The sequence below is a fragment of the Eubacterium segne genome (genome assembly GCF_014287775.1).
Classification (GTDB): Bacteria; Bacillota; Clostridia; order Lachnospirales; family Lachnospiraceae; genus Eubacterium_G; species Eubacterium_G segne.
Genome location: NZ_JACOOZ010000001.1, coordinates 259,256 through 285,472, shown reverse-complemented (window position 1 = coordinate 285,472; position 26,217 = coordinate 259,256). Strand labels below are relative to the sequence as shown.

Sequence of the window (26,217 nt, the reverse complement as noted above, 5' to 3'; positions counted from 1 at the left end):
GATGGCACGGAACACAAAGCCCGTCCCTCTTGCGGAGAAGGGATGGGTGATTACTATGAAGAAGATAAGGATTATCTTATTATCCGCAGTACTGGTCTTTTCAATGGCTGCCTGTAATGGTGGTAAGGAAAAGGCTGATAATAAGACAGAGAAACAGACGGAAAGTGTAAAGCCAACTGAAGAAGCAGAAATGGCAACGGAAGCTGTCACAGAGGTCGCAACCGAAGTTGAAATTGAAGAGACAGAGAAAGATATTGCCGAGGCTAAAGATTCAGAAGAGAAGACTGATAAGGAAGATAACCGGTCAGCTGATAATGAAACTGCTTCAAAGCAGGAAGAAAAGCCGGAGCAGAATGACGAGCCGGAACAGAAAGCTCCTGCAAGTGGTAATAAGGAAGCTGGAGGAAATCAGAGTAATGCAGGTAATGGTGGTCAGACTACAGACAGACCGAAAGACAATGTGAGCAATCCACAGCCTGCATCCGTGGCATACAGTCCACAGAATGTTGTGTCACTTGCAACAGCAAAGTGTCAGGCAGGAGGGATGATTACCACACAGCAGAATTTACAGAATCATTTGAATGACGGTAGTATCACGCAGGAAGAGTACAATGAGTATTATCCTTACGATGGTATGGAAGGCTCTTATTATAGTGTGTTTGTAGAGACAGACCTCAACAAAGCAAGTACCATTGATGGACAGCGGTTATCATCTGAGGATGCAATTGCAGAATATATTGCAAGTATGTTACTTTTGGAAACAGATCCGGTATTCTACATCAGTTATGATGGAGTTTACACGACAGGCGGCACAGACTATTACGAGTTTCGATGTCACAGATAAATAAAAACGAATAGAAGCAGAAGGAAGAAAGATGTAAGCCATAAACTTATGTCTTTCTTTTTTTATGCGTAAATTAAGGAGGAAAGAGCATATGAAACAGAAACTAAAGCGTTTTATGGCAGGATTTATGGCTATGCTCACACTGGTTGGAACACTCTTTACGAATGGAACAACAGCATTTGCAGCCAGTCCGCAGGCAAATATTGCGTTCTGGAATGCGTCAGTCAAAAATTCCGGAGAAGTAAGTGAGCTGAAGCCCGGATATAATCATGGCAAGATTCTGTATTCAATTCTTGACGGAAATTCTGCATATTGTATGAATTTCGGATTAAGAGCAGATGGCGGTCAGCTTATGAACAGCTACGATGATGCGAGCACATCAATGTCAGCACAGCAGAGAAAACTTTTAAGTTACTGCCTTTATTATGGGTTTAACAGTACACAAAAGGCGGCACCAAGCAACAGTCAGTGCGATGAGTATATCGCAACTCAGGCAATGGTATGGGTTATTGTAGCAGATATCTTTGGAACCGGAAGTGGTGATTCGGCAGCAAGAAAGCTCTGTAACACAGCACCAAGTCCTGATTCTTCATACAGCTATTATGAGAGACTCAGGGACAATATCAGCAGCTCCTACAATGCAACACTTCCAAGTTTTGCATCACGCAGAATTAGTGAGGCACCAACTTATGAATTAAAGTGGAATGAGGGAAGTCAGAGATTTGAAACAACACTATCTGACAGCAATGGTGTTTTATCGGATTTTGATTTTGGCATCAGCGGATATTCTGTTGATAAGAATGGCAACAGTATTACAATCTCTTCAACGAGCGTGAATACTACAGCTACAACAGGAACATTCACATCCAATGCTGGCAAGGTTGAGACAACATCAAGCTGTGTATTCTGGCTTACAGGAAAGAGCGGATATCAGGAGTTTATTTCTGAAAGACCGACAGCAGATCCTATCAAAGCCTATATCAAGGTCAAGACAGAGAACATCGGATATGGTGAGCTTACAAAGACAGACGAGTCAAGCGGAGTGAAGCTTTCCGGTGCAGTCTATGGAATCTATTCTGACAGCGGATGCACAAACAGAGTACAGACCATGACAACAGATGGAAACGGATATGCAAAGTCAGCTGCACTTGTTGCAGGCACTTATTATGTAAAAGAGATTACCGCACCAAAGGGATATGTCCTTTCCGGTAAAGTTCATACACTTACTGTAAAAGCAGGACAGACAACGGGAATCTCTGCAACAGATAAAGAGCAGCTTGGAGCAATCACAATCTATAAAGAGGGTGAGGTGCTTAGCTCATGGAATGGAAGCAATTTCACTTATGAGAAAAAGAAGCTTTCTGGAGCAACTTTTAAGGTAACTGCTGGAGCAGATATCTATAAGGCAGATGGTACAAAGGTGTATAGTGCTGGCGATGTTGTGGCAGAAAGCCTTACAACAGGAACTGACGGACAGGTGGTATTATCTGACCTTCATCTTGGAACTTATGTGGTAACTGAGATTAAGAGCATTGACGGGTATACAATCAATACCACACCTCAGACAGTAGCAGTTGAGTATAAGGATCAGACTGTGACAGTACAGTATGAATCAACTACGATTGAGAATACAAGACAGAAAGCGGATGTATCTGTCGTAAAGAAGGACTCTGACACAGAGAATCCTCTTGATGGTGGCAAGTACACACTTTATGCCGGAAATGACATCAAAAACTATGCCGGACAGGTTATTGTGACAAAGGGTACAGCTCTTGAGACAGTATCTACAGGTGAGGACGGAAAGGCAAGCTATAGCGTGGATCTGCCAATCTCTAACGGATATTATGTCTCAGAGACACAGGCACCATATGCGTATATCAGAAACAGTAAAGATGTTTACAGCTTCAATTTCAATGTATTACCTGAAACACAGGCAAAGGCATCATTCAGTCACACATTTGTAAATGACAGAACCACAGCAAAGATTCATATCTACAAGGTAGACAAGGAATCAGGCAAGGCAGCAGCCCAGGGAGATGCAAGCCTTGAAGGTGCAGTTTATGGTCTTTATGCGAGAAACGATATCGTGCATCCGGACGGAGCAACAGGAGTCGTATTCAAAGCAGGAGACCTTGTAGCAACACTTACAACAGATAAGAATGGCGAAGCAGAGGTCAATAACCTTTACCTTGGAAACTATTATGTGAAAGAAATCACTCCATCAGAGGGGTATCTCTTAGACGAAGAGGAGCACGATGTAGTATGCGACTATGAGGGAGACCTTGTAGCAGAGGTATCAAGAAGCACAACCTCAGCAGAGCAGGTCATCAAGCAGCCATTCCAGCTTATCAAGGTATCTGACAATGGCGATGATACTGAAGCAGGCTTATTGGCAGGTGCAGAGTTCACAGCTTATTTGAAATCATCTTTACCTGTAAAGGCAGATGGAAGTTATGACTTTGACAAGGCAGCTCCGGTAGTAATCGGGGAAAACGGAGCAACAACAATCACATCCGATGACAAGGGACATGCAGTTTCTATTGCAATTCCTTATGGAACCTATGTGGTAGTTGAGTCAAAGACTCCGCATAATATGAAAACAATCAAGCCATTTGAGGTAAAGATAAAGGAGAATCATCCAACAGAGCCTCAGACATGGAGAGTTTTCTTGGACAGAGAGTTTACAGCAAAGCTTCGTGTAATCAAGAAGGATTCTGATACAAAGCAGACAGTACTTGTACCAAATGCAGAGTTTAAGATTTTCAACCTTGATAAGAACGAATATGTAAAGCAGTACACAACTTATCCGTCAAAGGTAGAGCATACTTCATTCTTTACTGATGAGGACGGAGATTTAATCTTACCGGAGGCACTGAAAATCGGTAACTACCGCATTGAGGAAGTGTCTGCACCATTTGGATATGTTGTAAATGATAAGTATGTCAACATCTCTGTTGATACTGACACAGCATTTGAGACAGATGGTGATACAAATGATGCAATCATTACTGTGGAATATTCCGATGCCCCTGCAGTCGGAGAGCTGACTGTAGAAAAGAAGGGAGAGGTACTTGACGGATTTAAGGGTGGACTCCTGGCAAGCTCATATGAGAAAGAGTTTGTTTATAAGGAAGGCTCACTTGCCGGAGCAAAATTCAAAGTTTATGCTGCCGAGGATATTTACACAGCAGACAACCAGAAGGATGCAGACGGAAACCGCATTAAGTATTACAGCAAGGGAGACCTTGTGACAACTCTTACAACTGGCAAGGATGGAAAGGCAACAGCTAAGAATCTTCCTCTTGGACAGTACAGGGTTGTGGAAGTGGAAGCTCCATACGGATATGTATTAAATCCGAATGAGCAGAAAGTGACATTCACATATGTGGATGATAAGACACCTGTTATCAAGGAAAGCCTTACTTTCTCAGATGACAGACAGAAGCTTGATATGTCAGTGACTAAGCTTGATTCAGAAGATAATACACCGATTGTAGGTGCAGTATTTGGTCTTTATGCAGACGAGGATATCAAGAATGTAGATGGCAAGGTAATTATCGAGAAAGGCACACTTCTTGAGAAGACAACATCTGATGAGAATGGAAAGATTGCTTTTGTTAAGGATTATCCATTTGCAAAATATGTTGCAAGAGAGCTTGTAAAGCCTGCCGGATATGTGACAAATGAGGAAGCAGTAAACTTTGATACAAAATATCAGGGACAGGATGTTAAGACTGCTGTATATAACAGCGAGTATAAAAACACACCTACAACCTTTGAGTTTACAAAGACAGATATCACAAGCGGTGCAGAGCTTACAGGTGCAACACTTACTGTACTTGATAAGGATGGAAATGTGGTAGACACATGGACATCTGATGCTAAGGAAGCACATGTGATCAAGAGACTTGTCGTAGGCGAGACTTATACACTTCGTGAGGAATTTGCTCCTTACGGATATCTTAAAGCAACAGATATTAAGTTTACAGTAGAGGACACTGGCAAAGTGCAGCATGTAGAGATGAAGGATGAAGTTCCTACAGGTTCCATCGTTATCAATAAGGACGGCGAATTTGTAACAGACACTACTCTTATGAAGGGTTACTGGTATGATTTTATCTTCAATTTCTTCAAGGACAGCCTTGCAGGAGTAACTTTTGATGTATATGCAAAAGAGGATATCGTAAGTGCTGACGGACTTGACACTGTATATCACAGGGCAGGAGACAAGGTGGCAACCATCGTGACAAATGATAAGGGTATCGCAAGAATTGATGACCTTCCACTTGGCAAGTATTATCTTGTTGAGACAAAAACCATTGATGGATTTGTATTAGATGATACACCGATTGAGGCAGACCTTTCCTATATCGACCAGAATACAAAGGTTGTATTTGCAGGAATGGATGTGACAAATGAGCGTCAGAAAGTGCAGATTACTGTAACCAAGACGGATTTAGAGACTAAGGAAGCACTTGAAGGAGCAGTATTCGGTTTATTTGCGAAAGAAGATATCGTGAACAAAGATGGCAAGGTAATCGTAAAAGCTGATACACAGATTGAGAGAACAGTAACAGGCAAGGATGGAAAGGCTGCATTTACCTCTGACCTTCCGCTTGGACAGTATTATGTCAAAGAGATTGAGGCCCCAAAGGGCTATGTGAAGTCTGATAAGATTTTTGATGTGGATGCTTCATATCAGGGAGATAAGGTAAAGGTTATCGAGTTTGAGGCAGCATTTGAAAATGCACCTATTAAGGTAGAAATTTCAAAGACTGATATCACAGGAGAGAAAGAGTTGCCTGGAGCAAAGCTTTCAGTAATTGATGCTGATGGAAAGCTTGTAGAAAGCTGGACATCTGAGGCTGGAAAGACTTATATGATCGAAAGACTTCCTGTTGGAAAGTACACACTTCGTGAAGAATCAGCTCCTTATGGATACAAGGTGGCGAAGGATGTGACCTTTGAGGTAAAGGAGACTGCCGAGATTCAGAAGGTATCCATGAAGGATGAGCAGGCAGTAGGTAAGATTGTCATTGAGAAAACTGACAAAGTAACCGGAAAGCCGATTGAGGGTGTTGTATTTGAAGTAAGGGATAAGGACGGAAAGGTGCTTGATACACTCACTACTGACAAGAATGGTCATGCAGAGAGCAAGGAGCTTCCTATCTGTACTTACAACGAGGATGGATCATTCAAAGAAGATATCCATTATACAGTTGTTGAGACTAAAGCAGCTGACGGATATATCCTTGATGAAACAGCTCATGATGTAACTCTTCGATATGATGACAATGCACCGGATGTTGTTGTAACAACTCTTAAGCTTGTCAATGTACCGACAGAGCCTAAGCTTCCACAGACAGGCGACAATGCAAATCCGCTTCTTTATCTTGGAATTGGTGCACTTGCACTTATTACAGGTGTTGGAGTCGGACTTCGTGGAAGAAAGAAAAAGAATAAACAGTAACAATTAACCTTGCGGGGAATGTAAGCCAGTGACTTATGTTCTCCGCTTTTTTGATTTGGAGGACAAACAGTGGTAGGAGAAAGAATCAGATATTACAGAAAACGACAAAAAATGACACTCAGGGAACTGGGCGAGAAAAGTGGTTTTGAAAATAGAGGTGATGTAAGAATTGCCCAATACGAAAATGGTTCAAGAGTTCCAAGGACGGGAACGTTGAACAGGATTGCAAAGGCACTTGGCATTCCGCCGGAAGAATTATTCTGTGAGGACTGTAGAAAGTGCATGTTTCTCAAGAATTATTACAGAAAGAAAAGAAAATCTCATACCACTTTTGATATGGGAATCGAAGAAGACAACAGTTACAGAGAACACAAAAATCCCGAGGATGAAGGGATTTTGTATGACAATTTAGATTAAGGAGGAACCGTAATATGATGAATTATGAGATTTTTAAGGAAGTAGTAAAAGAAAAGTTTATGGATTATATGCCTGAGAAGTTCAAAGGAATGGAGCTTGTGGCAGAGCCAGTGGAAAAGGTGAATGTGACTCTTGATGGCATCATCTTAAGAGAAGAAGGCAGGAACATTTCGCCTACGATTTATATCAATGACATGTATAAGAAGTATCAGGACTGTGGTGATCTTGAGGAAACACTTATGGCTGCATGTGACTTTATGGAAAGGGCATATGAGCAGGCTCCGGTTGTTGATGTGGACAGCATTATGAGAGATGCTAACGAGAAGATTGTATTCCAGCTCATCAATACAGAGCAGAATAAGACCTTTTTGGAACAGGTACCTCACAGGGAGTTCCAGGATCTTTCTATTGTGTACAAGGTAATTATCAGTGCCGATAAGGATGCGGTGCAGAGTTCAAAAATTACAAATGAATTTGCAAAAAGACTTGGGATGAGCGAGGAACAGCTCTTTAAGTGTGCTGCTGAAAACACAAGAAGGCTCTTTCCACCTGTAGTACGAAGCATGAATGACATTATGAAAGAAATGTTCGCAAGGGATGGGATGCCACAGGAGATTGCAGATATGATGATAGCCGAGATTCCACCGGAACAGACAATGTGGGTGATTTCCAATGAAAAGGGTATCAATGGCGCAGCATCCATGCTTTATGAGAATGAGCTTCATGAGCTGGCAGAGAGTTTAGAGAGTGACCTTTATATTCTCCCTTCGAGCGTGCATGAGGTTATTGCAGTATCTTCAGATATGGGAAGCCCTGAGATGCTTGCACAGATGGTAGTCGAGGTAAATATGCAGGAGGTGTCTTTGGACGAGAGACTTTCCAATCAGGTATATCACTATGATAAGGATTTAAGAAAACTCACACTTGCAACTGATACACCTAACAAGAGACTTGATGGTATCGTTGCAGAACCTCCCCTTGTATATGATGCGAAGGAAAAGTCCAGATAGGAGGCAGTTATGGAGCAGGAACTTACAATGGAAGAACTCATTGCTCTCATAAACAGCCAGAAAGGTGACTTTGTTATCCGTGTCGAGTTTGGAGAGGAGGCGGTGTCTGATGCCAAAGAAGAATGACTTCAAGCTTGATGTGGTTTCGGTAAGACTTGTAAAGGATGCTCCGATTTATTCGGAGCACACCTTTAACAATCCGGCGGATATAGCTGCTGTCATGGGAGACTGTATGTGCCAGTTTGACAGGGAAGTAGTGTGTGTGGTCAATCTAAGGTCAGATTTAAAACCTATCAATGTGCATTTTGCAAGTGTTGGTTCTTTAAATGAGGCAATGGCACATCCGAGAGAGCTGTTTAAATCAAGTATCTTAAGCAATGCTGCAAGCATGATGTTAATCCATTGTCATCCATCCGGAAATGTATTCCCAAGCAAGGCAGACACGATGATGACAGACCGCATGAACAAGCTGTGTGAACTGATGGGAATACCGCTCATTGACCATATCATAGTCGGTGGAGACAATCGTGAATTTTTCAGTTTCAGGGAAAAAGGCATGATTGATAATCCTAAGATTACCCTGAGCACAGATTACCGGACACTTGATATCAAGTCACCGCTTGTAGCAGAGCAGGGAAAGGCAAGGTGAAAGCATGGATGGAAGATTTACGGATGAAGAGCTTGCCATAGCAAAGAGTGTTGACCTGTGTGCAGTTGCAGAAAGCCTTGGGTATACGGTAAAGAGGATTGGCAAATACCACACTTTAAAGGAGATGGATTCCATCCGTATCTATAACAGAAGCCATTGGTACAGATGGTCAAGGCAGTTTGACAAAGGCAACAATGGCGGCTCACAGATAGATTTCTTACGGGTATTTTGTAGAATGAGTGTAAAAGAGGCTGTGTTCTGGCTTCTGGACTTTGCAGGATACAGAAGAATCGAGAATCCTGTAAAGCAGCCACTTGTTCATCAGGTATCGCAGAAGCAGGCAGAGGAGAGAAAGCCGTTTGTCCTACCGGAACCGGCAGGAGATAATTCCTATCTTATTTCATATCTGAATCAGGAGAGAGGAATCAGCAGAGCAGTCATAGATCTGTTTTTAAAAGATGGATTGATTTATGAGAGCAGGCATTACCACAATGTTGTTTTCAAGGGAAATGATAAAAATGGAGTGACAAGATTTGCAAGTATGAGAGGCGTGTTTGATAAGCAGGGCAAGCCATTCAAGTGTGATGTCACAGGCAATGATAAAAACTATGGATTTAATGTAGTAAATGTTAACAGTACAGAGCTTGTAGTATTTGAGGCTGCAATCGACCTTATGAGTTATGTGGATATCTTCACGGATTATGAATCAAATAAGCTGGCACTTGGGATGCTTGCAGATGCACCACTTGAGACTTTTCTTCGGGAACATCCGCAGATTACTTCCATCCGGTTCTGCCTTGATAGAGATGAGCCGGGGAGAAAAGCAGCAGCTGAACTTATGAGAAAGTATTATGAGCTTGGATATGAGGTAGAAGACTGTCCGCCTCCAGCCGGATATAAGGATTACAACGAGTGGCTTGTGGCGGCAAAGCTTAATCTGAACAGGATGAATAAGCGAGCAGATGAACCAGTCAGGGCATGAGAAACCGGATTTTGATGTGTGGGGGCAGAAAGCGCCCCCAAAACAGCAAAGTGGGGGCAGAAAGTGCCCCCAAAATGTCAAAGTGGGGGCAAAAAGCGCCCCCGCAATTCGGACACGATAAAAACCGGATTGAATTCAGTATAAAAGTGGGGGCAGAAAGCGCCCCCAAAATAACAAAGTGGGGGCAGAAAGCGCCCCCAAAGTAGCAAAGTGGGGGCAAAAAGCGCCCCCACTTCCATAAACAGAGGGTTTTAGGGAGATTTTCTCCCTAACTAGATGGCATTAGGACAGAGATGTCTCTAATGCGTATCTAGCCGTAAACCTAAGAGATTCAGACAGGCGTGTGGGTGGAAGAGATATACAAAACACGGATAAGGGAGGTGCAGGAAAGCAATGGATAAAGAACTTACAATAATCGCAGAACCAGAGGAACTTATTGCTTGGGCAGACACATTTGATATCTTACTAAACCCTTCGATAGAAGATGCTGCAATTCTGCTTAACTATATGGAAGGACATGATTATGCCATTGGCATAGATTCAGATGGGAAGATGTACAGGCAGGATATTGCTGAAGAGAATGGCGAGATAGAACCATATTTGATTGATGATGTTATAGATATTGTCTGTGAATGGAACTATGAACTGATACTTGATGCGGAAGCACACAGGAGTGATCCAAAGGATTTTAACGACTATAACGAGTATCAGAGCAAGTATGAAAGTCTGAAAGCAGATGAAAAGAGACTGGACAGATTGTTTGATAAAACCAGTTATGGTAAGGAACTTATAGAAGTTGCTACAGAGCTTGCAGACAGGGTTATTGCCCAGCTGGGTAATAAAGAACTGGAAAAAGCTGCTGTAACAGTAGCAGAAGGAGTAAGAGAATACAGTACGGGTAAGAGAGGAAGGTGATTCTATGGCTGATAAAGTTCATTGTATAAGGAAAACACTAAGACTTATGCCACAGGAAGCGAAGGTACTTTCTGATAAGGCAAAGGCAAATGGAATGAATGAAGCCGAATATATCAGGCTTCTAATCAGTCAGAAACCAAATGACTATCCGGAAGTAAGGAAACTTCTTAAAGAGCTTATCAATGAGATAAACCGAATCGGCATTAACATCAATCAGATTGTATTTAACAGCAATGCACAGCTGTATTCCAAGAAAGATAAGGAACAGCTTGTGGCATATATGAAAAAGCTGAATCAGTCTGTCAGCGAGGCGGTGGTAAAGATTGGCAATCAGTAAGATACTTCATATGAAGGACAGCGGGAATTCTTTTCATGCAAGGCATTTGAAACGGGCACTGGATTATGTGATGAATCCTGAGAAAACGCAGGGAGGAAGACTTGTGGGAGCTATAAACTGCCAGGCAGATATGGCTTTTGAACAGATGATGGATACAAAGAAGCAGTTTGGAAAAACAGACAAGCGACAGGGGTATCACATCATTCTTTCTTTCAAAGAGGATGAGGTGGAACCGGATAGGGCTTTTGAGATAACACAGAAGTTTGTAGCAGAATATCTTGGTGATGCCTATGAAGCGGTATTTGTGGTTCATGATAATACAGACCATGTTCATTCACACATTGTATTTAACAGTGTAAGCTTTGTGGATGGGAAAAAGTATCGCTACGAGAAAGGTGACTGGGCAAAGTATATCCAGCCAATTACCAATAAGCTGTGTCAGGAGTATGGTCTTTCCATTATAGATGTGGAGGATGGCAGCAAAGAGAAACAGCACGAGAATTATAAGGATTGGAGCGAATATCGTGAAGGCAGCTTTGTGTGGGCAGATATGATAAAAAGAGATTTTGATGCCTGCATTTTACAGGCAAATGATTTTAGTGGATTTCTGGAGCTGCTGTCGGAAAAAGGATATGAGGTCAAGCAGGGAAAGTATCTGGCAGTCAGACCACAGGGGATGACAAGATTCAGAAGATGTAAGACTCTTGGCGAGAATTATTCACAGGAAGCTATTGTGGAGCGTATTGCGAAGGAAGATTTATCCTTTTACCAGTCACAGAATGAGGAAAGGCAGGCAGCGATAGTAAAGTGCTATGTCAAAAGATACCGCAGGGCGAAGATGTCAGGCTTGCAGAAAAGATATTATGCAAAGCTTTACCGGATTGGAAAGCTGAAAAAGAAGCCATATAGTCAGGTATGGAAGTATAAGGATGATATCCGAAAGATGCATAAGCTGCAGGAGCAGTATCTATTTCTGGTAAGGCATAAGATTGAGAGTGCGGAAGAACTTGTATCGGTACTTGATAATCTGACGGATAAGAAAAAAGAAGCATCAAAGGAAAAGAGTAAGACCTATAAGGCTAAGGAGAGATTCAAAGATATTTTTGACAAGGCTGAACAGATCCGGGGGCTTGATGATGCGGAATCGTGTTATCAGAGTGGGGATACCTTTTTTGAAGATGAGCACAATGCATGGGAAAGGCTTAACACTGAGCTTCTGGCACAGGGATACAGTGTGGAAGAGGTCGAGAGTCTTAGAAAAAAATATGAGAGCAAGTATGCACAGGACTGTAAGGCAGAACGGGCGGTATCAAAGGAACTTAATCTTGGAAGATCAATATGGAAGGAACTTACGGTATCAGCTTCGGCAGAAGAGAAGCAGTATGACAAAGAAACAATAAGAGACAGAAAAGAACAGCCGGTACGTTAGGCTGTTTTTTTTAGTGGTTAGGAGGCATATATGGAAGAAAAAAGAGAGCCATTAAGTGAAATGGCGATTGAGAGAAAGATACAGATTCTTCGTAATAAGCATATGGACAGTGAGGTTATTGCTCTTGTCAAAAGCGATTATGAATATGGACTGACTGATGATGAAATCGGTCTGTATCTTAACAAAAGTTATGACATTGAGCAGATGAAGGTGTTATCAAAATGTCTGCATAAGGGTGTATCAGAAGAGTTGTTAACGCTGCTGAAAGATAGCAGGATGGCAGCACCTAAGATGCAGACAGCATTGGATTACTATGAAAAAGGTGTGCCGATTGATGCAATCAGAGAGGTAGTCCAAAAAGATGATACAGCAGTAAACATGCGCAGGATGTTTGATGTGGTATTAGAAAAGCTTAATAAAGCCAAAGAGCAGATGCCACAGGATTTAGAGTATGTGAAAAGTCTTGTAGCTCAGATGGATGAAGTGGTTGCAAAGATCAATCATCAGAATGAAAGGTATGATGCCCTGAATAAGAAGCTTTCTGAAATAGAAACTTCCAAAGATGACGAGGAAGTCAGGGAGCGTCTGGTCAAGGAGAACCAGGATAAGGACGCTCTTATCAACAGTCAGCAGAATGAACTGAATAAGGCAAGCAGTACAATTGCAAGACTTAGGGATGATATTGAGAAAAAGGATAAGGAGATGAAGCGTATGGGAGACAGAATAGAGTCATTGGAAGATAAGATCATAAGTGTTGCCACAGAGAATAAGAAAGAGGCAGAAAGTAAGGCAGAGCCGCAGGAAAGCCAGTCCGTATCACAGGCAGATAAAAAGATGGTTGATACAGTTGCAGTTCCTCAGAATATGCAGGCTGTGGCAAATGGAATTCCGGTCTATTATCAGATTCCGGTAGTTGATGGTACTGGAAATGTGGTGCAGAGACTTCCGATTGAGCGAAGTGTGAGAAAGAGCAGCAACAGCGGAGTGGCAAGTCTTTTTGCAAGACTGTCATTTAAGAAAAAGTCAAGAGCAGACATTGTAAAGCTGGTTGCATCGGGAGACCTTGTTCCGGCGCAGCTTGTGCAGATTAAGAGTGCAATAGAAAAGGGACTTACTGAGTCACAGCTTGTAGAGCTTATAAACAACAACATTTCAGCGGAAAAGATGAAGGAGATCATTGAGATTGCTGTGCTTGAAAACAGCATGGCAGATTAGGAGGAACTTATGAATTTAGCAGTAGTAAATGAAGCAGTAACAGAGATGAATGGTGTGGAGCATCAATTTACAGAGGAAGAGAAAAACTTTGTTGTCCAGTTCGCATTCAGAAGCGGCAGCAAGGAAGACACGATTTCTCTTATTGAAGCTTTGGCACATTCAGCGGATAAGGCTGAGTCGGACGAGATTATGGTCACATACAGGTCTAAATATGATATGAAGCCTGCATGGGTGGAACAGGTGGAAAACCTGCTTGTGGCACTTGAAATGTATCGTATCGAGGAGGAGAAAGCAATCAATCATCTGGCAGATATTTTGACTACTTATGGTATTGATGTATCAGCCGAGGAAATCCGTACTACAGAGACAGAAACGCTTAAAACAACAGTTAGAGAGAAAGTGGAGGTGCGATAATGGCAGAAGAGATTCAGGAAGCGGTGCAGATCATCCGTGTAGCTTATGATGGCATTGAGATTGCCATGAAGGTAGGAAGCGGCGGCATTGCTGCCATGCAGAAGGCAATAGATTTCTTAAAAGGGATGCTTGATTATGAAAAGTCACTTGGCAAGACATCCATGAGAAAGCTGATCTTAAAAGGTGGCGATTTACAGGTGTTACAGTTTAATACCGAAGATATGAAAAAGGTTGAAAAGATGGCAAAGAAGTATGGAATCCTGTATTCGGTACTTCCAGACTGTAACAGGAAAGATGGACTGAGTGAGGTAATCTTTCATACAGAGGCAGTTCCCCGTGTGAATATGATGATACAGAAGCTCAAGTTTGGTAAGATTGCCACATTTGACGATTATCTGAAGAATGGAGATGAAAAATCCCTTGGCAAGCTGATGGATTTTTTGAAGAAACAGCAGGGAAACGAGAAAAGCCACACGATAGAAGGGGATAGGGTTAATACCGCTATTGACGGACTGATCGAAAAGGTCGGAATGTTTGCAATGGAAAAGAAAGCTATCAGTGTGGATCAGGTCAAGGAGAATTTCAGTATCAATGGTGAGCAGGCTGAAAGTGTTATCAAACAGCTAGAGACAATCGGTGTGCTTGGAAAGAAAAATGAGGATGGCACCCATACAGTCATGATGGACAAGGATGCATTTATCAATCGTGTTAGAGGCTATCAGGACCTTGCTGAGAGAATGAGGGCAGTTGCAGCATCAAAGAATGCGAACTTATCAGATGTGACTATCAGCAAGAAGCTGATTATCGAAGAGAATGACCATGCTGTTAAGACCAGAGTTCCCGGCACATGGGGAGAAGAGGCAAGATATGTATGGCTCCGTAAGGAAAACATCATGGAGATTCATGGTGGAAAGACAATGCTTACTTTCCTTGATTCCACCAAGGATTATAAGCTTTACGATGAGCAGAATCGTGTGGTGACAACCCAGAAAGGAACCGAGCTTTATACTCACTACGACAAGGTGGAGTCATCTGTCAGGGAGCGTTACGAGAAAGTACAGAAGCAGCAGAAAAAGACCACACAGAAGAAAACTGTTACCACGAAGAAAGCGAGGTAGCAGCCTATGCAGACAACAAAGAAAAAGCCGTCACTGATATTCATCCTTGTGGGTGCAGTGTTAGCCGGGTATCTTGGTTATCTGATAAATGGTGCGTGGGCAGAAGGGATTGCCTTTAATGAATTTATGGACAGATTCAATGAAGTATGTGCTGTTCCCTTTGCCAACTATTACAATTCCAATACAGTAAAAGCAGTAGCCATTGCATTAGGTATCTATGCGATGGCTATTGTCATGTATTACACCAGTCAGAGAAACTATATGCCCGGTAAGGAATTTGGTACGGCAAGATTTGAAAATCCGAAGCAGGTCAACAAGATACTTGCAGATAAGGATGAGAATTTCAACCGGATACTCAGCCAAAATGTGAAGATGTCGCTGGATTTTAGGAGACTCAAGCTCAATGGAAATATACTTATCTGTGGTGGTTCCGGAGCAGGAAAAACATTTTATGAAGTAAAGCCGAATCTGATGCAGATGCCACATAACTGTTCTTTTATCTGTACTGATCCAAAAGGTGAGATTCTTAGAAGTTGCGGGCAGATGTTAAAGAATAACGGATACAATGTGAAGGTCATCAATCTGCTTGAGATGGATAAGTCGGACTGCTATAATCCGTTTTCCTATATCAGAGAGGAAACAGATGTTGTAAAGCTGATTACCAATCTTATCAGTAATACCACACCAAAGGGTTCCACTCCAAGTGATCCATTCTGGGAGAAAGCAGAAGGATTATTTTTACAGTCAATCTTTTATTATGTGTGGCTTGAAGTACAGCCGGCAAAGAGAAACTTTGAGACAGTACTGAAGCTTCTTGGAGAAGCAGAAGTGACAGAGCAGGGAAAGGCGTCGAAACTGGATGTGCGAATGAAGTTCTTAGAGGAGAGTTCCCCACTCGGAGCTAATCATCCGGCAGTAAAGCAGTACAACAAATGTATGCGAGGTGCAGGAGATACCGTCCGTTCCATTATCATCAGTGCCAACTCAAGACTTGCATTTCTTGAAAATAAGCAGGTTTTACGATTACTCTCCAAAGATGAGCTTAATCTGTCCGATATCGGTATTGGTGTAAACGGAGATGGGGAGACAAAGACAGCACTCTTTTGTGTAATCCCGGATAGTGACAAATCCTATAACTTTATTATCGGTATGTTATACACGCAGATATTTCAGGAATTGTACTATCAGGCAGACTTTAATTGTGGTGGAAGGCTGCCAATCCATGTGACATTTATGTTAGATGAATTTGCGAATGTCGCATTGCCAGATGACTTCTGTTCACTGTTATCGACAATGCGAAGCCGTGAGATTTCAAGTATTATCATTATTCAGAACTTTGCCCAGTTAAAAGCACTTTTTAAAGATACCTGGGAGACAATTCCCGGCAACTGCGATACGTTCATCTATCTCGGTGGAAACGAGCAGAGTACGCATAAGTATGTGTCAGAGCTGCTTGGAAAAGGTACGATTGATAAGAAGTCAAGTGGAGAAACAAAGGGCAGACAGGGAAGCTCTTCAAGAAACTATGATGTATTAGGCAGAGAATTGTTTACACCCGATGAAGTCAGAAAGCTGGATAATAAGAAATGTATTATCTTTATCCGTGGTTTTGATCCTATCATGGACAATAAGTTCATACCGTTCAATCATTCGATGTTTAACCAGACAGCAGATGGCAAGGGAGAGCCTTATGTTCATCAGATAAGAGGAGCAGATAATCTTATCGGTCCGCCATTTGAGATTCTTTCAGACAAGGCAGTTAAGTATTATGAAAAGCTGAGGGATAAGGGCGAGAATGTGTATATAGATTCTCTTACCTATGAGCAGTTTATGATGCTTGGTGATGCGGAGTTAAGCAGAAGATTCTCCATGCAGGATGAGGCAGAGCAGAAAGCAAAGATTGACAGGGAGCAGGCAAATGAGCTTGAGTATGTCGATGAGTCACAGAAGTCTGATACTACAGAATGTGCTAACTCTTCTAATGGAAGTGCTGGTACTAAGCCTGTAAGGAATCCTGAGAGGGAAAAGCCTAAGTGGGAGGATACAATCACAAACCGAATGCTGCACTGGTCATATACACCGGAGCAGAAAGAGGAAGTGAAGAAGGCACTTGCGGCAGGAGTTCCGAAGGCAACGATTCTTACTTACTTTTATCCGGAGGTTACTGTGGAGAAGATGAGTTCATATCGAAAGAAGCAGTAATGTTTTTAGATATATTACAGAGTATATGATATAATTTGCTCACATAGTATGCTTCAGCTTATTGGACTACTAACATGTGAGCAGTTACAAAAGACAGAAATTATTTTATATTGGAGGTACAGGATGAATACGGAAAAGACTTTTGCAGATAGATTAAAAGAGTTGCGTAATATACGAAACTATACACAGGAAGAGCTGGGTAAGATAACAAATATATCTGTTCAGAGTATACGACGTTATGAACAAGGTAGACTCAATGAAGAGCCAAGTGCGTATAATCTTTTACAACTAGCAAAGGCACTAGATGTAACACCTGAATACTTATTGATAGGAGATAATAATATGACAAGTTACACGGAGGCAATTAAGAGAGAATTGAAGCAACTTAATGACTATGGACAAATATCTGAAATTAAAGAAACCGAGTTGAATTCCACGATTTTATCACATCTTGAGATGAGTAATGATTTAGTAGATGCTGTAAAGACGGATTGGAATGCAAAAGGCATATTTAAGAGGATAGAGAAAGAGGAAGATAAACAGATTGTGGTAGACAGTTATTGTACAAGACCTTATGTACAGGATGTCATATTACGATATTGCCAGAATAGATCTATATTTAAGACAAAGTTTGCAATAATTGATGGAATGCTTTTAGAATAAAGCAAATTTGAGAGTAAATTAGCACTTTAGCCATATGGTTAAGGTGCTTTTTTTCATACCTTGAAAGGAGATGGTCACAGCAAAAACGCATCGGGGAAAGCCCGATTAACCAGTACAACAGGCATTGCCTGATTATCATAGAGTAACTATCAACAGGACAGAAAGGAATGCATATATTCCGTTCGGAAAGCTAGCCGGATTGGAATATGTGTATTCCTTTCTGGCTTTTTCCGCTTCTGTCACTTCAAAAAAGGAGATTAAACAACATGAGAAAAGAACAGGTTATTTCAACAACAAACAACAATCAGATGGAGGAGAAAGGCATGAAGAGTAGATTCATTCACTTAAAAAAGAGATTCGTTCCGGCATTATCCGGAGCACTTATGGGAGTGATGCTTATGAGCACTACCTGTTTTGCAGCAGGTACAGGTACTTCCGCAGTAACACAGCCGCTTGAGAATTTAAAGACACTTATCATTGCAGTCATTGGTGCGGTTGGTGTCATCATTCTTGCAAAGAATGTTATGGAGTTCGCACAAGCCTACCAGCAGCAGGATTCATCTACCATGAACTCTGCACTGAAAGGAATTGTAGCAGGTGTCATGATGGCTGGTATTTCAACAGTACTGACATTCTTAGGCTTCTAAGATTGGGGAAATGCATTTCCCCTTTTAGTAAAAGGAAAGAGGTGAATAACAAGTATGGATATTTTTAAGCTTGGAGACAAGATCCTTGCACTTCTTGAGGCAGTGTTTGGGTTTTGGAACAATCAGATATCCCTGGTCTTTGCAATGCTTGGACAGTCACCGGTCAGTTTCAAGGGCGGAGGTCCCTGGGCAGTCATTGAGGGGATAGAGCCGGTCTTTGTAGCGGTCGGCTCTTCCCTCGTTGTGCTGTTCTTTGTTATCGGTTTCTGCTCGGAAAGCATAGATGTAAAAGATGAGATGAGGTTTGAATCAATCCTGCGTATGCTTATCCGACTGGGACTTGCAGAATGGTTTGTTGCAAATAATGTCACGATTATGAAAGCATTTTTTACTTCCATAGGAAATCTGGTAGGACTTATATCTGCCGGGACAACGACGCAGCTTGCCATTGACAGTACACAGGCAGATATCATTAAAGGACTCGGATTTGGTGAAAGTCTGGTAATGCTGATACTTACAGCTTTGCTTGCAATCATCATTATTATCTGTGGATTCTTTATCATCTACACAGTGTATTTCAGGTTCTTAAAGATACTGATTATTGTGCCGCTTGGTGCGATTGCATGCTCCACAATGGCAGGAAACAGAATGGTCAGTCATACAATGGCTACCTACTGCAAATATTTTCTTTCGTGTGTATTCGAGGCAGTAACGATGGCACTTGCAATTGTGGTATGTAATGCATTTATCAATGCAGGACTTCCAGCATTTACAGGAAGTTACGCTGACTGGGCACAGACGCTTATTTATTTGTGTGAAATGACATTTACGATAGCAATGACTGTTGGAAGTGTGAAGGGTGCACAGACACTTACAAGCAAGGCATTTGGATTATAGAAGGAGGCAGAAATGGATAATGAAAAGAAACAGGTTACTTATAATTCAAGCATAACCGGAGAAACGCAGGTGACATTTGATATCCAGCAGTATATGAATAACAGGGCAATGTTTATCGGTCTTATGTGTAATGAAGATGGATATGAGGAGCCTTTTGGGGATGTGACTGTGAATTTGCTGGTTGCAGCACCAAATTACTGCGGATATCTGAATGTGAATGACATGCCGGATATTGAAAAGTTTATTACAGATAACGACCTTGGAGAGTTTACAGGATTCACGCAAAGGAGTGGTTTCTGCGAATATCCGCTTTATCTGTTCAATGTAGATAAGCTTAGAGAACTGTGTCCGGATGGAATGGATAAGTATGAGGCGAATATTGGAATGACAAGAAAGCCGGAGACAAAGGATTTATCAAGATAGGAGGCAGGGACAATGGTAATCGAAGTAAACAAGGATATTGACCGCTATCAGGAATCGGTTGCGATGGGACTTACTGCAAGGCAGCTTATATTTTCTATTGCAAGCGTAGTAGTCGGTGGCGGTATCGTCCTTCTTCTTTACAAGTATATCGGTCTTACGGGTTCTGCTTATGTGGCAATTCCCTGTGTGGCACCGATTGCACTTGGCGGATTCTATTCCTTTAACGGGATGAATTTCTACGAGTATATGGGAAAGAAACTGCATTTTATGTTTGGAAACAAGGCACTTACCTATGTATCAACAGAAGGAGAGCCTGCAATAAAGCAGTTAGAAGTAGAGCAGAATGAACAGGTAAAGAAGAAAGGCAGAAAGGCTGAACCGGAGACTGTAACAGCTGATTCGGCTGTAAAGAAGCAGGAGGAGTTTGAAGCAATGAAGAAAAAGACGAGAAACATGCTGTTTGGACTTGTTGCAGTCATTGTGGCGGCAGTAGCAGGCATTGCAGCATATAAGGCAATGCATTAGAAACGAATAGTATCTGACCGAAAGGTCGGGAACACAGCCCGCAGGGTGAAGTTCCCGGCGGGCTTTCATTATAAGAAAGCGAGGTTAGAGACATGGGTTTATTTACAGACGGATTTAAGTTATTAAAGAAGGCGAGTGAGCCTTTGTATAAGACACCTAAATCCATTCAGGAAACCATAGAGATTATGGCGGTGGCTGAAAACGGCATTTTTGAAGTAAGCAAAAATAAGTATTCCAAATGCTACCGCTTTCAGGACATCAATTACACGACAGCAACCGAGGATGAGCAGATCGGTATTTTCGAGAGATACTGCAAGTTCTTAAATTCGCTGGACTGTAATTATAAGATTACGATCAACAATAAGAACAAAAACATGGATGAACTCCGTGACAAGGTTCTGATTGCTGAGAAAAATGATGGTTTCAATAATTACAGAAGAATTTACAATGACATCATTGAAGAGAAGATTATTGAGGGCAGACAGGGGATTGAGCAGGAGAGATACCTGACAATCACGATTGAGAGAAAGAACTTTGAGGAGGCGAAGGCACAGTTTGCAACCCTTGAGGCAACGATACACAAGGCTTTCATTGAGCTTGGTGCGGAGATTGTGCCTCTTAATGGAAATGAGAGGCTGAAAGTGCTTTATGACTATTATCATCTTGGAGATGAGGGCAGCTTTGATTTTGATATCAAAAAGGCAAAGAAGGTCGGGGCAGATTTTAGAAATGACCTGTGCAATGGGATGGTGAAATATTTCCCGGACCATTTTGAGGATGAGAGTAAATTCTGCAAGGCACTTTTTATCAAAAAGTATCCGAGCAGTTTGTCAGACAGATTCATCAATGAGATTACTTCCCTTCCGGTTCATTCTATCACGAGTATTGATGTGGTGCCTGTTCCAAAGGATCTGACAACAAAGGTGCTTCAGAAAAAATACCTTGGTATTGAGTCGGATATTATCAAACAGCAGAGAGTTCGTAATAAGAATAACGATTTTTCTACGGAAATTTCATACGCCAAGAGAACGGAGAAAAAAGAAATTGAGGAAATCATGGATGACGTCCGTGAGAATGACCAGTGCCTTTTCTTCGTGGGAGTAACCATTATTCTTATAGCAGAAAGCAAGAAGGAGCTTGAGAGTGTATGTGAGACTGTGGAGACCATCGGAAAGCGTAACAGCTGCACGATTGATATACACTACTTAAAGCAGAGGGAAGCTCTCAACACAGCACTTCCGATTGGTGTAAGACAGGTGGAGACAATGCGTACCCTTCTTACTCAGTCACTTGCGGTACTTATGCCATTCAATGTGCAGGAGCTTAATGACAGCACAGGCAACTATTATGGTATCAACCAGATCAGCAAGAATGTGAATATCGGTAACAGAAAGAAGCTTATCAACGGAAATGGCTTTGTATTTGGTGTGCCGGGTTCCGGTAAATCCTTCTTCTGCAAGATGGAGATGGGCAGCGTATTCTTGTCGGGAGATGATGAGATAATCGTCATAGATCCAATGAACGAGTACTTTGATATAGCTGATACTTATGGTGGAACAGTGGTAAATATGTCTACCTACACGGATAACTATGTGAATCCGCTGGAGATGGATGTATGGAGCCTTGATCCGAATGATTCCAAGGGAATGGTTAGAGAGAAGGGCGAGTTTATGCTTGGACTTTGTGAGCAGTGTATCGGGGATAGTTTAAATTCAAGACAGAAGTCAATCATCGACCGCTGTGTGAGAAAACTGTATATCGACATTGCAAGGAGCAAAGAGAAGTATATCCCTGTAATGAGTGACTTTTACGATATCCTTATGGCACAGCCGGAGGACGAGGCAAAGGACATTGCATTGTCACTAGAGCTTTTCGTAAATGGTTCACTTAACATCTTCAATCACCAGACAAATGTGGATGTGGATAACAGATTCACAGTATATGGCATCAGGGACTTAGGTACAGAGCTTAGTCCTATCACAATGCTTGTCATGATGGAGTCTATTCAGAACAGGATTGTTGAGAATGGCAAGAGAGGCAAGGCAACATGGCTCTATATTGATGAGTTCCACGTCTTACTTAATTCTGAGTATTCTGCAAAATATCTGCAGCAGCTCTGGAAGAAAGTAAGAAAGCAGGGAGGTCTTTGTACAGGTATCACGCAGAATGTCGTCGATCTGTTGCAGAATTACACAGCAACCACAATGCTTGCAAACTCTGAGTTTGTGGCACTTTTGAAGCAGGCAAATACGGACAGTTCCAAGATGGCGGAAGTTATCGGGGTATCAGAGGCACAGCTAAGATTCGTAACCAATACTGCATCGGGAATGGGACTTATCAAGTGTGGTTCTGTGGTGATTCCATTTGATAATCAGATTAGTAAGGATACAGATTTGTACAGGCTGTATAATACCAACATTCATGAGAAGATTGCGGAACAGAAGAAACGTGAAATGCAGAAAAATGTCGAATAATGTTGATAGAGGTCGCAATTTGCGACCTCAAAGCATAGCCATCCGGGAAGCTGGGTGGCTGTTTTGCATTTTGAGTGAAAGAAGGTGAGAACATTGAAGATAAAAAAGGTGGATGACAAGCCGATGATCATTCACACAAAGGAGAAAGCTAAGATTCATGCCCACGAGCCAAAGGGTGCCAAGATTAAAGGCAGCAACATCTATACAGTAGAGAGAGGTCCTAAGACTATCGGTGCAAAGGTATCTGATGATAAAAAGAAGTCCTATCGCAAGAGTACCATTCATCAGTCAGAGCCGAAGAATAGGGGACTATCAAGATTTAAGCGAAACTATAGAGAATCAAACACTTCCATCAAGACCAAGAACACCAATCTTCACATAGCAGGAAGAACAGGTGCACTTGCAGCCGGGGCAGTAACGGAGCAGGTGGAAGGCGGGCAGGAGGTATCGCAGGCAGCATATCTTGCATATGAAGCGAGCCGACCTGTTACCGGAACTGCTTCTAAGGGTGCAGCACTTTTCAGGAAAAAGGCGGCAGCCGAGGCAAGGAAGCGTATCAAGAAGGTAGATGCAGGAAAGAAGCTGGCAAAAAAGACAGCAAAGAAAGCTGCCAAAGATACTGCAAAGACTGTAGCTAAAGAGACAGCAAAAGAAACAGCCAAGACTACTGCCAAGGTTGCAACAAAAACTGCTACAAAGGCAGCTGCTACAGCGGCAGGAACAGCAGTTGCACCGGGAGTAGGCACGGCAATCGGCATGGCAGCCGGATATGCTGCAGGTGTGTCCATAGAGGTCAAGGATGAAAAGATGACCAACCGGAGCAGGAAGATAAAATTCTTTCTGGATAAGATGAAAGCACAGGAGAATCAGACAGATAGCGTGGCAAAGCTGGTAAAGGATCTGATTGTGCGAAAAGTGATTACCTGGGTAAAGGCAGCTGCACCGATTATTGGATTGGTGCTGTTGTTACTTGTACTTGTAGTTGCCATGATTGCGGTTCCGGTTATAGCGGTGATAGCAATCCTTTACAATTCTCCATTTGCTTTATTTCTGCCACCACTTGAATCAGGAGATACCGTGCAGACAGTAACGAGTGCTTATGTGCAGGAATTTAACCGGGATGTGAATACGAAAGTGAATGAGCATACCGGATATGACCTTGGAGAGCTTGTATATGTGGACTATGAAGGTATGGAAGAAAACCCAAGCAATTACTATGACATCATGGCTGTCTATATGGTCAAGCATGGTGTCGGAGATACTGCAACAGTCATGAATGATACTTCAAAAGGCTGGCTGCAGGCAGTTGTAAATGATATGTGTTCATACACCACAAGCACAGGAACAAAAGATGTGGAAGAAACAGATGCAGACGGTAATGTAACTACTGTCACGAAGTCGGTTCTGTATGTGAATGTCACACTAAAATCGTACAGGGATATGATTTCGGTCTATGGATTTAATTCTGATCAGGTGGAAATGCTTGAGCAGATCATGAGTCCTGAGTTTATGGGACAGCTTGGATATGCCGGAAGCGGAAGTGGAGGTGGAGGCGGCAGTCCGGGAGTAAGCTCCATGACTGAGGATGAAATCAATGCCATCCTAAACGAAATTACAGACAGCAGGCAGAAAACAGTCTGCTCCTATGCACTACACAGAGTTGGTTTTCCTTATAGTCAGGATTTAAGAGACAGCGGTAACTATTATGACTGCAGTTCCTTAGCCTATTATTCATGGAAAGATGCAGGCGTGGATATTAGTTATGGCGGTGCAACCACAGCGGCAGCGGAGGCACAGGGACTTGATGAAGCCGGAAAGACTGTCTCCTTTGATGAGTTACAGCCGGGAGACCTTATCTTTTACAGTTTTACAAGCAATGGAAGATATAAGAACATCAGCCATGTGGCAGTATATGTCGGAAATGGCAAGGTGGTAGAGGCACTTAATGAAAGTCTTGGTGTGGTCTACAGGGATGTGGCAAGCACAGGAAAGATTGTTGTGATAGGAAGACCATAACAGGAAATTTGCAGAGAGGGCATAGTCCCTCTCTGAGACTGGAGGTAAGAATGGATTTAAAAGATATGATACTGGTAACAGAAAACGACAGGGGAACAGAGACAAATATGCTGATGACTCTGGATGATTATAAGAGTTTTATAGCAATTGATGATATGTCAGAGCTTGCAGAAAATTTGTTGCAGCTTGGAAGGACACTTGGTGAAGCAGATAACTTCACAGAGTATTACAGGGCAGCAAATGTAACTGTATCTGCGAGATTCTGTCTGGATGATATTCAGCTCGGACATTTTCTTCAGGGATTTTATAACGATTCCAAAGAATTCCGGTTTGATAAAGAAGCCAGTTCTTCTGAATGTGTTGCAAAGCTTAAGGAGATTGGAATGACCGATAAGGGCTGGGTGGATGATTTTAACCTGCATTATGAAATGGAGAACCGCTCATTTGAAAGGGGACAGACATTTCATAACTTCAATGACCATGATTACATGGTGCTTGAAGCATTATCACCAAGGAATCTTGTGGTGATGGATATGAAGTCAGGTTCCCTTACAATCGCCCTTGGTGCGACAGAGTATAAGCGTTATCCGAAGGATGAGAAGCCTACAAAGGACAATACCACAATCGGGGTATCGTGGGAGCATGGCATTTATCTAGGTTCCACACTTTCAACTACAAATTTCAAGGCATACAAGAGGGAGTATGGCACACCGGAAAAGATAGAGGATATCTATGATTACAGGGCAAAGCTAAAGCAGAAGTTCTATTTTTATCAGGATATGTCAAAGGATGATGATGTACCAAAGAAGCTGCAGAATGACTTCCTTCACCAGATGTATGAGGATTTTGGAACGATTGAAGAGGACTGTTTTTACGACAGGCTGGAAGATGGAAAGTACGATGAAGGCTTTAAGGAAAGACAGGTAAAGGAAGAAAAGAGCCGGTGATGAGATTTTTACAGGAGGCGATATCATATGGAACAGGAATTTGATGTTGAGATAAAAGAAGTGCTTTCACGAGTACAGAAAGTAAAGGCAGAGTCGCTTGACGATGCCATCAATAAGGCAATGGATATGTATTATGCAGAGCAGATAGTCCTTGGAGCAGAGGACATGAAGGGAGTTGATTTTGCACCTATCAGCGAAAGTCAGCTCCCTTCTTCATTAAAAGAAAACGGAGGAAGAGCAAGATGAAAAGTGATTCAACAACAGTAATTAAGAACATGGAGTTTTTAGTAAAGGAACTTCATAAGGAGTGGGACAGATCGGGTGCTTCTAAGGCATCCGTTATTATTTCCCTTGAGGAAGTAGATGGTATCAATGATAAGTTAAAAGAGATTATCTATCAGACACAGAAGTCAGTCGATGAGGATGAGCTGACCTTTAAACAGAGCATTGCAAAGTCCAAGGAGTGCTATGTGCTTCTTCGTGTGGTGCGTAAGATTGCAAAGGAAAAGGATAAATGCGAAAAACAGGCAATCGACAATGAATTTGCAATCGAGCTGGATAAGGATGAGTTAAAGCTCTTTAAGGGATTGTTTGCAGAGATGTTTAAGTAGAGGAGGACAAAG

The 26,217-nt window shown here is 42.1% G+C and carries 23 protein-coding genes; all 23 read left to right on the top strand.

Going from position 1 to position 26,217, the window contains the following annotated elements; genetic code table 11:
* Positions 1 to 55 precede the first annotated feature (55 nt).
* Positions 56 to 844, top strand: a complete 789-nt coding sequence (locus tag H8S00_RS01310; RefSeq protein ID WP_199412715.1) for an ICP22 family protein — start codon at positions 56 to 58, stop codon at positions 842 to 844.
* Between the two features lie 91 nt (positions 845 to 935).
* Entirely contained in the window at positions 936 to 6,314 is a 5,379-nt protein-coding gene (locus H8S00_RS01305; RefSeq protein ID WP_186839827.1) for a SpaA isopeptide-forming pilin-related protein, read from the top strand.
* A 69-nt stretch (positions 6,315 to 6,383) separates the two neighbouring features.
* Positions 6,384 to 6,731, top strand: a complete 348-nt coding sequence (locus H8S00_RS01300) for a helix-turn-helix domain-containing protein (RefSeq protein WP_055306798.1) — start codon at positions 6,384 to 6,386, stop codon at positions 6,729 to 6,731.
* 14 nt (positions 6,732 to 6,745) lie between these two features.
* Entirely contained in the window at positions 6,746 to 7,741 is a 996-nt protein-coding gene (locus H8S00_RS01295) for a DUF5688 family protein (protein WP_117813362.1), read from the top strand.
* A 109-nt stretch (positions 7,742 to 7,850) separates the two neighbouring features.
* Complete coding sequence (locus H8S00_RS01290; RefSeq protein ID WP_004611525.1) at positions 7,851 to 8,390, top strand: JAB domain-containing protein; 540 nt, start codon at positions 7,851 to 7,853, stop codon at positions 8,388 to 8,390.
* A gap of 4 nt (positions 8,391 to 8,394) precedes the next feature.
* Positions 8,395 to 9,372 (top strand): DUF3991 and TOPRIM domain-containing protein, encoded by a 978-nt coding sequence (locus tag H8S00_RS01285; protein WP_077326150.1) that lies wholly within the window; start codon positions 8,395 to 8,397, stop codon positions 9,370 to 9,372.
* Between the two features lie 507 nt (positions 9,373 to 9,879).
* On the top strand, positions 9,880 to 10,287 hold the full coding sequence (locus tag H8S00_RS01280) for a multidrug transporter (RefSeq protein ID WP_242979828.1): 408 nt from the start codon (positions 9,880 to 9,882) through the stop codon (positions 10,285 to 10,287).
* A gap of 4 nt (positions 10,288 to 10,291) precedes the next feature.
* Positions 10,292 to 10,624 carry a plasmid mobilization protein gene (locus H8S00_RS01275; protein WP_055262787.1) on the top strand — a complete coding sequence of 111 codons (333 nt, stop codon included), beginning with the start codon at positions 10,292 to 10,294 and terminating at the stop codon, positions 10,622 to 10,624.
* On the top strand, positions 10,611 to 12,053 hold the full coding sequence (locus tag H8S00_RS01270; protein ID WP_330394026.1) for a relaxase/mobilization nuclease domain-containing protein: 1,443 nt from the start codon (positions 10,611 to 10,613) through the stop codon (positions 12,051 to 12,053). The genes H8S00_RS01275 and H8S00_RS01270 overlap by 14 nt, the downstream gene beginning before the upstream one ends.
* A 30-nt stretch (positions 12,054 to 12,083) precedes the next feature.
* A complete protein-coding gene (locus H8S00_RS01265; RefSeq protein ID WP_077326144.1) occupies positions 12,084 to 13,268 on the top strand; it encodes a hypothetical protein in 1,185 nt (394 codons plus the stop codon).
* A 9-nt stretch (positions 13,269 to 13,277) separates the two neighbouring features.
* Positions 13,278 to 13,682, top strand: coding sequence for a hypothetical protein (locus H8S00_RS01260; protein ID WP_077326142.1), 405 nt, complete (start codon positions 13,278 to 13,280; stop codon positions 13,680 to 13,682).
* A complete protein-coding gene (locus H8S00_RS01255; protein ID WP_004611534.1) occupies positions 13,682 to 14,800 on the top strand; it encodes a PcfB family protein in 1,119 nt (372 codons plus the stop codon). The genes H8S00_RS01260 and H8S00_RS01255 overlap by 1 nt, the downstream gene beginning before the upstream one ends.
* 6 nt (positions 14,801 to 14,806) lie before the next feature.
* Entirely contained in the window at positions 14,807 to 17,002 is a 2,196-nt protein-coding gene (locus H8S00_RS01250; protein WP_077326140.1) for a VirD4-like conjugal transfer protein, CD1115 family, read from the top strand.
* A gap of 123 nt (positions 17,003 to 17,125) precedes the next feature.
* Positions 17,126 to 17,665 (top strand): helix-turn-helix domain-containing protein, encoded by a 540-nt coding sequence (locus H8S00_RS01245; RefSeq protein WP_227701393.1) that lies wholly within the window; start codon positions 17,126 to 17,128, stop codon positions 17,663 to 17,665.
* Between the two features lie 266 nt (positions 17,666 to 17,931).
* The gene (locus H8S00_RS01240; protein ID WP_040894197.1) at positions 17,932 to 18,312 is read left to right on the top strand and encodes a hypothetical protein; all 381 of its coding nucleotides are present in this window, start codon (positions 17,932 to 17,934) and stop codon (positions 18,310 to 18,312) included.
* A 54-nt stretch (positions 18,313 to 18,366) separates the two neighbouring features.
* Positions 18,367 to 19,209 carry a VirB6/TrbL-like conjugal transfer protein, CD1112 family gene (locus tag H8S00_RS01235; RefSeq protein WP_008120647.1) on the top strand — a complete coding sequence of 281 codons (843 nt, stop codon included), beginning with the start codon at positions 18,367 to 18,369 and terminating at the stop codon, positions 19,207 to 19,209.
* 12 nt (positions 19,210 to 19,221) lie between these two features.
* The gene (locus H8S00_RS01230; protein WP_186839826.1) at positions 19,222 to 19,632 is read left to right on the top strand and encodes a DUF4313 domain-containing protein; all 411 of its coding nucleotides are present in this window, start codon (positions 19,222 to 19,224) and stop codon (positions 19,630 to 19,632) included.
* Positions 19,633 to 19,644: 12 nt separating this feature from the next.
* Positions 19,645 to 20,157, top strand: a complete 513-nt coding sequence (locus tag H8S00_RS01225) for a PrgI family protein (RefSeq protein ID WP_106765267.1) — start codon at positions 19,645 to 19,647, stop codon at positions 20,155 to 20,157.
* Positions 20,158 to 20,249: 92 nt separating this feature from the next.
* Positions 20,250 to 22,631, top strand: coding sequence for a VirB4-like conjugal transfer ATPase, CD1110 family (locus H8S00_RS01220; RefSeq protein WP_186839825.1), 2,382 nt, complete (start codon positions 20,250 to 20,252; stop codon positions 22,629 to 22,631).
* 84 nt (positions 22,632 to 22,715) lie between these two features.
* A complete protein-coding gene (locus H8S00_RS01215) occupies positions 22,716 to 24,647 on the top strand; it encodes a C40 family peptidase (protein ID WP_366459167.1) in 1,932 nt (643 codons plus the stop codon).
* A gap of 50 nt (positions 24,648 to 24,697) precedes the next feature.
* The gene (locus H8S00_RS01210; protein ID WP_117568848.1) at positions 24,698 to 25,594 is read left to right on the top strand and encodes a hypothetical protein; all 897 of its coding nucleotides are present in this window, start codon (positions 24,698 to 24,700) and stop codon (positions 25,592 to 25,594) included.
* Between the two features lie 27 nt (positions 25,595 to 25,621).
* Positions 25,622 to 25,840 (top strand): DpnD/PcfM family protein, encoded by a 219-nt coding sequence (locus tag H8S00_RS01205; protein ID WP_015567852.1) that lies wholly within the window; start codon positions 25,622 to 25,624, stop codon positions 25,838 to 25,840.
* Positions 25,837 to 26,205 (top strand): hypothetical protein, encoded by a 369-nt coding sequence (locus H8S00_RS01200; RefSeq protein ID WP_106492169.1) that lies wholly within the window; start codon positions 25,837 to 25,839, stop codon positions 26,203 to 26,205. Before H8S00_RS01205 ends, H8S00_RS01200 begins: the two co-directional genes overlap by 4 nt.
* Positions 26,206 to 26,217 lie beyond the last annotated feature (12 nt).

Coding starts and splice junctions, on each gene's coding strand:
- H8S00_RS01310 (WP_199412715.1), top strand. CDS start 56: ATGAAGAAGATAAGGATTATCTTATTATCCGCAGTACTGGTCTTTTCA.
- H8S00_RS01305 (WP_186839827.1), top strand. CDS start 936: ATGAAACAGAAACTAAAGCGTTTTATGGCAGGATTTATGGCTATGCTC.
- H8S00_RS01295 (WP_117813362.1), top strand. CDS start 6,746: ATGATGAATTATGAGATTTTTAAGGAAGTAGTAAAAGAAAAGTTTATG.
- H8S00_RS01290 (WP_004611525.1), top strand. CDS start 7,851: ATGCCAAAGAAGAATGACTTCAAGCTTGATGTGGTTTCGGTAAGACTT.
- H8S00_RS01285 (WP_077326150.1), top strand. CDS start 8,395: ATGGATGGAAGATTTACGGATGAAGAGCTTGCCATAGCAAAGAGTGTT.
- H8S00_RS01280 (WP_242979828.1), top strand. CDS start 9,880: ATGGAAGGACATGATTATGCCATTGGCATAGATTCAGATGGGAAGATG.
- H8S00_RS01275 (WP_055262787.1), top strand. CDS start 10,292: ATGGCTGATAAAGTTCATTGTATAAGGAAAACACTAAGACTTATGCCA.
- H8S00_RS01265 (WP_077326144.1), top strand. CDS start 12,084: ATGGAAGAAAAAAGAGAGCCATTAAGTGAAATGGCGATTGAGAGAAAG.
- H8S00_RS01260 (WP_077326142.1), top strand. CDS start 13,278: ATGAATTTAGCAGTAGTAAATGAAGCAGTAACAGAGATGAATGGTGTG.
- H8S00_RS01255 (WP_004611534.1), top strand. CDS start 13,682: ATGGCAGAAGAGATTCAGGAAGCGGTGCAGATCATCCGTGTAGCTTAT.
- H8S00_RS01250 (WP_077326140.1), top strand. CDS start 14,807: ATGCAGACAACAAAGAAAAAGCCGTCACTGATATTCATCCTTGTGGGT.
- H8S00_RS01245 (WP_227701393.1), top strand. CDS start 17,126: ATGAATACGGAAAAGACTTTTGCAGATAGATTAAAAGAGTTGCGTAAT.
- H8S00_RS01240 (WP_040894197.1), top strand. CDS start 17,932: ATGAGAAAAGAACAGGTTATTTCAACAACAAACAACAATCAGATGGAG.
- H8S00_RS01235 (WP_008120647.1), top strand. CDS start 18,367: ATGGATATTTTTAAGCTTGGAGACAAGATCCTTGCACTTCTTGAGGCA.
- H8S00_RS01230 (WP_186839826.1), top strand. CDS start 19,222: ATGGATAATGAAAAGAAACAGGTTACTTATAATTCAAGCATAACCGGA.
- H8S00_RS01225 (WP_106765267.1), top strand. CDS start 19,645: ATGGTAATCGAAGTAAACAAGGATATTGACCGCTATCAGGAATCGGTT.
- H8S00_RS01220 (WP_186839825.1), top strand. CDS start 20,250: ATGGGTTTATTTACAGACGGATTTAAGTTATTAAAGAAGGCGAGTGAG.
- H8S00_RS01210 (WP_117568848.1), top strand. CDS start 24,698: ATGGATTTAAAAGATATGATACTGGTAACAGAAAACGACAGGGGAACA.
- H8S00_RS01205 (WP_015567852.1), top strand. CDS start 25,622: ATGGAACAGGAATTTGATGTTGAGATAAAAGAAGTGCTTTCACGAGTA.
- H8S00_RS01200 (WP_106492169.1), top strand. CDS start 25,837: ATGAAAAGTGATTCAACAACAGTAATTAAGAACATGGAGTTTTTAGTA.